Here is a 10,646-nt window from a genome sequence, read left to right on the forward strand (position 1 = left end):
GGCGGTGATGACCCAGGCGGTCCCGTCGTCGTCCACGCGACCGAACTTGCTCGGATCGCTGGGGGGCGCAAGTGCGGCCGTGACAGTTCCCACATGTGTCGACACCGGATGAGGTTTGGCCACAGGGCGGGCGGACCCGCCGGGCTTCGGGCCACCGGGTTTCGGAGCTGCAGGCTTCGGGGTTTCGCTGCTGGTGTCGTTGGGATCGGTCATTGTTCCTCATCTCTGCCGCGCGTCACGGCTGCCGTTAACTCGGTGTCGACCGATCGAACCATTCAAACAGGTGTAACCGGACTAGGTGTGCTCGTCTGCCGATTCTTACCTGGTGTGTCGGCCGGGATCGCTCGACCGGCTAGCGTTGGTCATGTGTTTCGTGCCGTGGCCTTGGTGCCGTCCCCGCCCCTTCTGGTGCCCGAATTGACCGGAAACGGTGCCCCCGAGGCCTCCGAGGTTCGCGATGCGTCGCTGGACGCCGTCAGATTTCTCGCCGCCGCGGTGGACTTGTGGGTGGCTGTCGGTGTCGATGACAGTCGCAGGCGTGTCGCGTCGACCTCGTCGGGAACGTTCGCAGGCTACGGCGTGGACGTCGCTGCTGCGTTGTCGCCACGAGCGAGCGCTGCCGACCCGGAATTGCCACTGCCCGCTCTGATCGCCGGCTGGCTGCGTGGCCAGGCCGCTCCGGACAGCAGCGTGGACGTGCGGCTCGTGGAACAGAATGCGGACTCGGACGAGTGCCGTCGCTTCGGACGCGAACTGCGAGAGGAAATAGACAGCGATGGGCGAGAATGGGGATTGCTGGTCATCGGAGACGGCGCAACTACCTTGACGGAGAAGGCCCCGGGGTCTTTCGACGGCCGGGCGGCGCACGTGCAGGCCCAGATCGACGACGCGTTGGCCTCGGCCGACCTGGAGACACTGGCCACACTGGACCGGCGACTGTGCCACGACGTGGGTGCTCGATCCGTCGCAGCCTGGCAAACTCTCACCGGCGTGGTGGGCACCGATCGGCTCGGTCCGCGAACGCTGTACCGGGGAGCCCCGTTCGGAGTGGGCTACTTCGTCGGCACCTGGGATGTACTTCGGTGACCGAGATCAGACCGATTGCCGTCATCGGTCCGACCGCCACCGGAAAGTCCGATCTGGGACTCGACCTCGCGGAACGGCTCGACGGCGAAATCGTCAATATCGACGCCATGCAGCAGTACCGCGGCATGGATATCGGAACCGCCAAACTGACGCCGGCGGAGCGGCGGGGGATTCCTCACCACCGCCTCGACGTTCTCGACGTGACCGAGACCGCAACCGTTGCTCGGTACCAGCACGCCGCAGTGGCCGACGTCGAGGACATCCGGGCGCGCGGCAAGGTGCCGATCATCGTCGGCGGCTCGATGATGTACGTCCAATCTCTGCTGGACGAGTGGTCATTCCCGGCGACCGACCCGGTCGTCCGAGCGCGCTGGGAAGCGGTGCTCGCCGACGGCGGAACCGACGCGGTCCACCGGGCGCTGCAGGAGCGAGACCCCGATGCCGCGGCATCGATTCTGCCCACGGACGGGCGGCGCATGGTTCGAGCTCTCGAAGTCGTTGAGCTCACCGGGTCACCGTTCGCGGCATCGGCACCGACCATCGGAGAGCCACGGTGGGCCACGCGCCTGCTCGGGGTCGATCGCGACACAGTCGCGTTGGACGAGCGCATCGCGCGTCGGACGGACTCCATGTTCACCGGCGGCCTCGTCGACGAAGTCCGCGCACTCGTTGACGTCGGATTGAGACAGGGAGTCACGGCCTCACGTGCCATCGGATACGCGCAGGTACTCGACGTCCTCGACGGCACATGTGATCTCGACTACGCGCAGGAACGCACGTTCATCGGCACCAGGCGGTACGTCCGACGCCAGCGATCGTGGTTCCGCCGGGACCCTCGTGTGCACTGGCTCGACGGCGCCGATCCCGCACTGTTGGACTCGGCGCTGTCCGTACTGCGCCACTAGCTGCGCTTGCACAAGACGTCTGACCGTAGAATCCGCAGAATGCACTTCGTCAAAGGCCACGGAACACAGAACGATTTCGTCGTCCTGCACGATCCGGACGTGAAGATCGAACTTCTTCGCCCACGCGTGGCAGCTCTGTGCGATCGCCGACGCGGGCTCGGTGCCGACGGCGTACTCCGCGTGGCGCGAGCGGGTGCCTTGCGCGACGCCGGAGTCCTCGACCGGCTGCCTACCGATGTCGGCGCCGAGGACTGGTTCATGGACTACCGCAACGGAGACGGCAGCATCGCCGAGATGTGTGGCAACGGAGTCCGCGTGTTCGCGCACTACCTTAGGGTGGCGGGGCTGGAGACCGAGGATCGGTTCGTGGTCGGCTCGCGGGCGGGGGCCCGTCCCGTGATCGTGCACAAGTTCGACGACACCACCGCCGATGTCACTGTCTCGATGGGTGATGTGCACCTGATGGGCGCGAGCTCGACCACGCTTGCCGGGCGACGTTTGGAGGGCATCGGTATCGACGTCGGAAATCCGCATCTGGCGTGCGTCGACCCGTCGGTGGACATCGCGTCGTTGCGAGCTCTCGACCTGTCCGTGGCGCCCGAGCTCGACTCCGATTTCTTCACCGCTGGGGCCAACGTCGAAATTCTGACGAGGTTGCAGTTCGGTCGGGTGGACATGCGCGTGTTCGAGCGCGGCGTCGGTGAGACCCGGTCGTGCGGAACCGGCACGGTGGCTGCTGCGGCGGCAGCACTGTCGTACGAGGGCCAGGACTCGGGCCAGGTCGTCGTCGGGGTGCCGGGCGGTGAGGTTACCGTGTCCATCGACGATTCGGGTGCCACCCTGCGCGGCCCTTCGGTGCTGGTGGCGACCGGAACGATCGGTGACGACTGGTGGCGTGAACTCGCCTGAGGCGAAACCCTGAAGGAAACCTACGTGCGCACGCTGGGCTTTTCGTGGATCATGGATGACGACGGAACAAGATAACCAGGAATCGTGTGATTCCCACATCGAAGGATTGACGAGATAACGGATTCAGAAAGACAGGATTCAGCAGCCGACGAGACTGCCAGCGGCTCCGCGTGGACGCGCGAGGAATCCGAAGCGTGGTCCAAGCGCATTGCGCGGTCACCCATCGCCGCATCGAACACCGACGAGGACTCGAACCCGTCATCGGGTGACATGCAGCTCGAGGAACGCACTGCTCTACGCCGCGTAGCCGGGCTGTCCACCGAGCTCGCCGACGTCACCGAGGTCGAATACCGCCAACTCCGGCTCGAGAGAGTAGTTCTCGTCGGCGTCTGGACCACCGGCACAGCCGCGCAGGTCGAGAGCAGCATGGCCGAACTTGCCGCTCTTGCCGAGACGGCAGGATCGGAAGTCCTCGATGCGCTCGTGCAGCGTCGAGACAAGCCCGATTCGGCGACCTACATCGGATCCGGCAAGGCACACGAGCTGCGAGACGTGGTTCTGGCAACCGGCGCCGACACCGTCGTCTGCGACGGTGAACTCACACCTGCCCAGCTCAATGCCCTGGAGAAGGTCGTCAAGGTCAAGGTCATCGACCGGACGGCGTTGATCCTCGACATCTTCGCTCAGCACGCGACGTCTCGAGAGGGCAAGGCGCAGGTCGCATTCGCTCAGATGGAGTACATGCTTCCCCGGCTTCGCGGTTGGGGCGAGTCGATGTCGCGCCAGGCAGGTGGTCGAGCTGGAAGCAACGGCGGCGTCGGCCTTCGTGGCCCCGGTGAGACGAAGATCGAGACGGATCGTCGGCGCATTCGCGAGCGGATGGCCAAGCTTCGCCGCGAGATCAAGGGTATGAAGCAGGCCCGTGACACCAAGCGCGAACGACGCTTGGAGAGCACCGTCCCATCCATCGCGATCGTCGGATACACGAACGCAGGTAAGTCCAGTCTGCTCAATGCGCTTACCGGATCGGGCGTTCTCGTACAGAACGCACTGTTCGCTACCCTCGACCCGACCTCGCGCAAGTCCACGTTGGAGGACGGGCGCGCCGTCGTGCTGACCGACACCGTCGGGTTCGTCCGGCACCTGCCGACGCAGCTGGTCGAGGCGTTCCGTTCGACTCTCGAAGAGGTCACCGACGCGGACCTTCTGCTTCATGTCGTCGACGGGTCCGATCCGCTGCCGACCGACCAGATCAAGGCAGTCCGTGAGGTCATCGCCGACGTTGTCAAGGAACGGGATTCGGCGATGCCCCCCGAGCTTATCGTCGTGAACAAGATCGATGCGGCGGATCCGGTTCAGCTGACGCAGCTTCGCGGGTTGCTGCCGGGCGCGCGTTTCGTCTCCGCTCGCACCGGCGAGGGCATCGATGAACTTCGCGATCACCTGGGCAAGATCCTCGCCTGGCCGGAGTCCGAGGTCGACGTGCTCGTGCCGTACACCCGAGGAGACCTTGTCGCTCGGATCCACACCGAGGGCAAGATTTCGAAGTCGTCCCACGAAGCGGACGGTACGCGCGTGGAAGCGCGGGTACCCACGGCGCTCGCGTCGGTTCTGACGGATTTCGCCTACGAGATCGCGACCGCCTGATTCGATGCGTTCGCTTGTCGTAGCCGGAATGCTCGGTGCGTTACTGCTGGTCCCTGCGGTCGCAGTCGCCGACGATCGACCCGTCGTGCGTCAGGAGCAGTTCGACACCTACTGCACGCCGACCGATCCGGCTTTGGACGAGCTGTCGGGCCTCACCTTCTCGGACGGTGTGCTGTACGCGATCGGCGACAGCGGAACCGATCATCGAGTTGCGGTTCTCGACGAGAACTGCGCGGTGACCCGCTGGATCGACGTGCCAGTCGATCCGTACGACGTGGAGGATCTCGCGTCGCACGACGGACAGCTGTGGCTGGCCGACGTCGGAGACAATCTGCGTCGCAGGGATACGGTCGCGCTGACCCGAATAGACCCTGCCACCGGGGACGGCGAGCTGTATCGACTCGTTTACCCGGACGGTCCTCACGACGCAGAGACCGTTTTGATCGAGCCGGGAGGGCGGCCGGTTGTCGTGACGAAGGAGCCGTCGGGCGGCAGTGGTGTGTACGTACCCGAGGGTGATGCAACGCTGAGTGAACTGCTCTCTCCCGGGCCGACGGCGCTGACCAAGGTCGGTGCCCTGACGTTCGAAGGGACCGACACTCCGGGCGGCCCGCCCTTCATCACCGGCTCGATGCTGGCAACGGGTGGCGCGGTCAGCACCGACGGAACCACCGTGGCAGTACGCACCTACAACGACGTGTACCTGTTTCCGGTCGTCGACGGGAACGTCGTGCAGGCAGTGCAGGGGGATCCGACCGTCGTTGCGCTCCCAGTTCAACCGCAGGGTGAGGCTGTCGCCTTCGGTGACGACGGCAGTCTCCTGGTCGCTTCCGAGGCTGCCGGTGGGCAGCTGCCGCCGATCGAGAGATTGGTCGGCGGCACATCGTTGGTGTCACCACCACCGGCACCGGCCCCGACCGAGACGTCATCGGGTGGCCGATGGACGTTCGGTGCGTTGGCCGGCGCCGGGGTGTTGGTGTTCGCGTCGATCCTCTACACCTTCGGGCGTGCCCGAAGGCAATAGCCGAGGGACGGTCAGGCGTCGAGGTCCGATGCCACCAGTGCCGCGATCTTGTCCAGGGTCGCTTGGTCTTCGCTTTCGACCGTGACCTCGGTTCCCTTGGTGGCGCCGAGGGTCATGATCATCAGGGCGGAGCCGGCGTCCACCGGCTCTTCGCCGTCGACGGCGAGCGTGACGTCGACGCCGGCGTCTGCGACGGCTTCCGAGATCACAGCGGCCGGACGTGCGTGCAAACCGATGGCTGATCCGACGGTGACTGTGGTGCTTGGCATTTCTCTGCTCCTATGTGATAAGTGACGAGTTCAGGCGGTGGCTGGATCAGGCGGTGACGAGATCGGGGTCGAGTGCTTCCTCGGTGGGAGCGTTCTTGCCCTTGACGAACTGCTTTGCGAACACGACCAGGAAGGCCGACAGTAGCGTTCCTGCAACGAGTGCGATCAGGAACCACAGGAACTTTCCGATGGCGAAGAACACGATCAGGCCTCCGTGTGGAGCGCTGAGGGTCACGTCGGTCGCCATGATGAGCGCGCCGGTCAACGCCCCGCCCGCCATCATCGACGGGATGACGCGCAGTGGGTCTGCGGCAGCGAACGGAATCGCACCTTCGGAGATGAACGCGGCGCCCAGGAACCATGCGGCCTTGCCGTTTTCACGCTCTGCTTCGGTGAAGAGTCGGGGACGCACGAGCGACGCGAGTGCCATGGCGAGCGGGGGAACCATTCCGGCGGCCATGACGGCGGCCATGATGCGGAGCGAGGCTACGTCGGTGACCGACAGCCCTGCCGTCGCGAATGCGTACGCGGCCTTGTTCACCGGTCCGCCGAGGTCGAAGCACATCATGAGCCCGAGAATGATGCCGAGGATGATGATCGACGTTCCGCTGAGTCCGTTGAGCCAGTCGGTGAGTCCGTTGGTGATGGCGGCGAGAGGCTTGCCGAGTACGAGGAACATCAGTCCGCCGACGATCAGCGTGGCGAAAAGCGGGATGATGACGACCGGCATGAGTCCACGGAGGACAGCGGGGATCTTCCACTTGCTGATCCACAGAGCGACGAAACCAGCGATCAGACCACCGACGAGGCCACCGATGAATCCGGCACCGACGAGCACTGCGACAGCGCCTGCCGTGAAACCTGGTGCCAAGCCTGGTCTGTCGGCGATGGCGTACGAGATGTAGCCCGCCAGTGCAGGGACCAGGAAGCTGAACGACAGCGCACCGATCTGGAACAGGACTGCTCCGAGGTAGGCCCGCATACCGCCGTCGGGGAGCGCGGTGATCGAGTTGTTGATGACGATCTCTTCGGCGTTGCTGGAGATTTCGTAGCCGCCGACGAGGAAGCCGAGAGCAATGAGCAGACCGCCCGCCGCGACGAACGGGATCATGTAGCTGACGCCTGTCAGCAAGATTTGGCGAATTCGTGTACCCCACCCGAGTTCGCCTGCGCTCGATGAGCTTCCGCCCGCAGCTGCTGCGGTGCCGGACACTCGTGCGGCGTTCGGGTCGTTCGATGCGCGAAGGGCCTCGGTGACCATGACGTCGGGCTCGTTGATGGCACGTTTGACACCGGAGGAGATGACCGGCTTGCCGGCGAACCGTTCCTTGCCCTTGACTCCGACGTCGGTGGCGAAGATGACGGCTTCGGCACTGGCGATCAATGCGGGGTCGAGGGGGGTGCTTCCGCTGGAGCCCTGTGTCTCGACGTGCACCGTGACGCCTGCGCGTTCGCCGGCAGCGACGAGCGAGTCTGCAGCCATGTAGGTGTGCGCGATACCCGTCGGGCAGGCCGTGACGGCAACGATGTGCTTGGGTGCATCGTCTGCTGCTGCTGCGGTTGGTGCCGGTGCTGCTGGAGTGGCCGTTGCGGCCGGAACGGCGGGCTTGGCTTTCGGTGCCGGGTTGATGACTCCGTCGACCAGAGCCACTACGTCGGCTGCGGTCGGGGCTTCGCGTAGCGCAGTCACGAATTCCGGCTTGACCAGCGCACGAGCGAGGCTCGAGAGGAGCTTCATGTGCGCGGATCCCGCGCCTGCCGGAGCGGCGATGAGGAAGACCAGGTCGGCGGGGCCGTCGGGAGCCCCGAAGTCGACCTTCGGGTTCAGTCGAGCGAATCCGAGGGAAGCCGATACGACGGCCTCGGCACGGCAGTGGGGAATGGCGATGCCGCCGGGCAAGCCTGTTGCGGATTGGGCCTCGCGGGCGAGTGCCGCGTCGCGCAGCGGAACTGCGTCGGTGGCACGGCCCGCAGAGGCGAGGAGTTCGGAGAGTCGGGAGATGACAGCATCTTTGGACTCGCCGAGGTCCGCATCGAGGAGGATGAGCTCCTCCGCGATGATTGCGGGATCGTTGGTCGGTGTGGACATTACTGCTCCTAGGAGAGTGTCGAGGAACTGGGAGTGGTGGACGGGATGACGCCTGGATCGAGTGCTCGTACCGATACGGAGTCGGGGTGTGCCTGGTCGGGGGTGGGAAGGGTGGTGCCGGGTAGCGCGGTCGCAGCGGTGCCGTACGCGACGGCACGGCGGATTCGGTCCTCGGGCGCACATCGTTCGATGTCGGCGAGTATGTAGCCGGCAAGCGAGGAGTCGCCTGCGCCGACGGTGCTGATTGCGTCGATCTTCGGAGGGGTCGCGAACCACGCCCCCTCGGCGGTGACCAGAACGGCGCCTGCGCTCCCCAGGGTTGCCAGAACTGCCCCGATCCCGCGCGCCAGCAGAATGCGACTTGCATCCACCGCCGCAATCGGATCACCAGCCGCTGCAGCACGTTCGAGATCGCCGCCGTCGACTCCGGTCAGCTGCGCGAGTTCTTCGGAGTTCGGCTTGATCAGGTCCGGCGCGGACGCGGGAAACGAGGCCGCGAGGGCGAGCAGAGGTGCGTCGGAGGTATCGACGGCGACCTTGCACGGCGTCGCCCGTAGAGCCGTCACCAACTCGGCGTACCAATCGACAGGGATGCCTGGGGGAAGCGAACCGGACAGCACGACCCATGTCGCGTCCCGTCCGAGATCGACGATCGCCGCGAACAGTGCATCACGAGTCTCTCGGCTGAGTTCGGGGCCCGGCTCGTTGATCTTGGTCGTCGTGCCGCCGGGTTCGCTGACGGTGATGTTGGTGCGGGCAAGCGCAGTCGTCGGAACGGCGCAGTACCGAACTCCTTTCGCAGTCAATGCCTCCAACAGCGGGTCGTGCTCGGCGGCGGGTAGTACAGCCATCGCCTGAACTCCGGACGCCGTCAGCACCCGTGCGACGTTGACGCCTTTGCCTCCCGGGTCACTGGCCGCGCCGCGTGCTCGATGCACACCGCCGCGAACCATCTCGGAGTCGAGCATCACGGTGCGGTCGATGCTCGGGTTGGCCGTCAGCGTGACGATCATGCGATCACCACCTCGATTCCGTTGTCGGTCAAACTCTTGTGGTCTGTTTCGTCTATGTCCGAATCGGTGACGAGGACGTCGATGTTGTCCACCCGCGCGAAGCTCACGAGATGCTCGCGGCCGATCTTGGACGAGTCCGCCAGCACCACGACGTGATTGGCGCTGCGAACCATTGCTCGCTTGACCGCGGCCTCGTCACTGTCGGGCGTCGACAAGCCGTGGCCGACGCTGAGCGCGTTGGTTCCGATGAATGCCACGTCCACGCGCAGCCACGCGAGTGCCGTCAACGCTTCCTCGCCGACTGCGGCCTGTGTCGTTCCGCGAACTCGACCCCCCAGCATGCGCAGGTTCACGCCACCGAACAGAGCGAGACGTGCGGCGATGGGAACCGAGTTGGTGATGACGGTGAGTTCTCGGTCGCCGCCGAGCAGAGCTGCGAGTCGACCGGTGGTCGTTCCTGCATCGAGTACTGCACTGCCACCCGACGGCGGGAGGTAGTCGAGGGCTGCGGCAGCGATGGCGTCCTTCTGCTCGGCACGGATGTACTCGCGCTCGCCGACGCCCGGCTCGGTGACTGTCAGCGCCGACGCCGGCACCGCTCCGCCGTGTACGCGGCGGACGACGCCGAGCCGGTCGAGAACAGCAAGATCTCGACGAACCGTCTCGGTCGTCACTCCGTAGGACGTAGACAGGTCGGCCACGGAGACCCGGCCACAGGAAGTGATGAGTTCCGCAATGGACCGCTGCCGTTCTTCTGCGTACACCTGCGCTCCTTTCTGTCTGGTCACTCCGCGGGCTGCGCTCCTGCCCACCCTGGTCACTCCGCGGGCTGCGCTCCTGCCCACCCTGGTCACTCCGCGGGCTGCGCTCCTGCCCACCCTGGTCACTCCGCGGGCTGCGCTCCCGGCCCATTTCATGTTGGTTTATGTTGTTTTACGCCCGTATCTGTTGACATGTCAAGAGCAAAGAGTAATCTCGGTCACAACAGTTTCATTTCAGTCAGAGGATCACAGTCGGGCTGACACCACATTCGAGTTCCAGGAGGACGCATGACGGGATCGCTTCGAGCGGAGATGCAGGGGACCGGGACGCCACTGTCCGGGGCGGCGGTGCTGCGCGGCACTCCTGTCGTACCTGGAATCGGCTTCGGCCCGGTCATCAGGCCCGGCCGCCGTCCCGACGTACCTGTCGACACCTCTGTCGTCGACGAAGCTGCACGTGGCACCGAACTGGAACGGTTCCGGGAGGCGGCGTCGGTAGTTGCAGGCCGTCTGCGCGGCCGGGCAGAGCTTGCCACCGGTGCGGCGTCCGAAGTGCTGTCGGCGAATGCCGCGATGGCGCAAGACCGCGGTTGGCTCAAGGCAGCGGAGAAGCTGATCGCCGCCGGGACCCCGGCAACGTCCGCGACGGATGCTGCCACCGAGAAGTTCGCGGCAATGTTCCAGAAGCTGGGCGGTCTGATGGCCGAGCGCGTGACGGACCTGCGTGACATCCGCGACCGTGTCATCGCCGAGATTCTCGGAGTACCCGAACCGGGTGTGCCGACACCGACCGTTCCGTCGGTGTTGTTCGCCGACGATCTCGCTCCGGCCGATACTGCCGGCCTCGATGCGAGCCTCGTGGTCGGGCTCGCGACGTCGTTGGGCGGACCGACGAGTCACACCGCGATCATCGCCCGTCAGTTGGGGATACCGTGTGTGGTCG

10 protein-coding genes and 1 pseudogene are annotated in these 10,646 nt (G+C 65.5%); 6 read left to right on the top strand and 5 right to left on the bottom strand.

The annotated features are described in order from the left end of the window. Positions 1 to 213, bottom strand: a pseudogene (locus A2J03_RS16065) (DUF349 domain-containing protein); the annotation flags it as partial. A gap of 153 nt (positions 214 to 366) precedes the next feature. On the opposite strand from A2J03_RS16065, the gene A2J03_RS16070 reads away from it, so the two are divergent. The 5 genes from A2J03_RS16070 (at position 367) to A2J03_RS16090 (ending at position 5,571) form a co-directional block, all read left to right on the top strand. Then, positions 367 to 1,086 (top strand): class III extradiol dioxygenase subunit B-like domain-containing protein, encoded by a 720-nt coding sequence (locus A2J03_RS16070; protein WP_231912560.1) that lies wholly within the window; start codon positions 367 to 369, stop codon positions 1,084 to 1,086. Then, a complete protein-coding gene (gene miaA / locus A2J03_RS16075) occupies positions 1,083 to 1,991 on the top strand; it encodes a tRNA (adenosine(37)-N6)-dimethylallyltransferase MiaA (RefSeq protein ID WP_068375800.1) in 909 nt (302 codons plus the stop codon). The genes A2J03_RS16070 and miaA overlap by 4 nt, the downstream gene beginning before the upstream one ends. A 39-nt stretch (positions 1,992 to 2,030) precedes the next feature. Then, positions 2,031 to 2,900: a diaminopimelate epimerase gene (gene dapF / locus A2J03_RS16080; protein WP_068375802.1), complete on the top strand. Its 870-nt coding sequence runs from the start codon at positions 2,031 to 2,033 to the stop codon at positions 2,898 to 2,900. 207 nt (positions 2,901 to 3,107) lie between these two features. Beyond that, positions 3,108 to 4,547 (top strand): GTPase HflX, encoded by a 1,440-nt coding sequence (gene hflX, locus A2J03_RS16085; RefSeq protein ID WP_068375804.1) that lies wholly within the window; start codon positions 3,108 to 3,110, stop codon positions 4,545 to 4,547. Between the two features lie 4 nt (positions 4,548 to 4,551). After that, the gene (locus A2J03_RS16090; RefSeq protein ID WP_068375806.1) at positions 4,552 to 5,571 is read left to right on the top strand and encodes a hypothetical protein; all 1,020 of its coding nucleotides are present in this window, start codon (positions 4,552 to 4,554) and stop codon (positions 5,569 to 5,571) included. An 11-nt stretch (positions 5,572 to 5,582) separates the two neighbouring features. Here the strand turns inward: A2J03_RS16090 and A2J03_RS16095 are convergent, their stop codons facing one another. The 4 genes from A2J03_RS16095 to A2J03_RS16110 are packed head-to-tail and all read right to left on the bottom strand — an operon-like array spanning position 5,583 to position 9,706. Continuing rightward, positions 5,583 to 5,840 carry an HPr family phosphocarrier protein gene (locus A2J03_RS16095; protein ID WP_068375808.1) on the bottom strand — a complete coding sequence of 86 codons (258 nt, stop codon included), beginning with the start codon at positions 5,838 to 5,840 and terminating at the stop codon, positions 5,583 to 5,585. 46 nt (positions 5,841 to 5,886) lie between these two features. Next, positions 5,887 to 7,929 carry a PTS fructose transporter subunit IIABC gene (locus A2J03_RS16100; protein ID WP_068375811.1) on the bottom strand — a complete coding sequence of 681 codons (2,043 nt, stop codon included), beginning with the start codon at positions 7,927 to 7,929 and terminating at the stop codon, positions 5,887 to 5,889. Between the two features lie 8 nt (positions 7,930 to 7,937). After that, positions 7,938 to 8,942, bottom strand: coding sequence for a 1-phosphofructokinase family hexose kinase (locus tag A2J03_RS16105; protein WP_068375813.1), 1,005 nt, complete (start codon positions 8,940 to 8,942; stop codon positions 7,938 to 7,940). Further along, positions 8,939 to 9,706, bottom strand: a complete 768-nt coding sequence (locus A2J03_RS16110; protein WP_068375818.1) for a DeoR/GlpR family DNA-binding transcription regulator — start codon at positions 9,704 to 9,706, stop codon at positions 8,939 to 8,941. The genes A2J03_RS16105 and A2J03_RS16110 overlap by 4 nt, the downstream gene beginning before the upstream one ends. A gap of 285 nt (positions 9,707 to 9,991) precedes the next feature. Here A2J03_RS16110 and A2J03_RS16115 point away from each other — a divergent pair. After that, the coding region (locus A2J03_RS16115; protein WP_269455211.1) for a phosphoenolpyruvate-utilizing N-terminal domain-containing protein at positions 9,992 to 10,646 on the top strand (655 nt) is incomplete at its 3' end.

Origin of the sequence: Rhodococcus sp. EPR-157 (assembly GCF_001647195.1) — a bacterium.
Classification (GTDB): Bacteria; Actinomycetota; Actinomycetes; order Mycobacteriales; family Mycobacteriaceae; genus Rhodococcoides.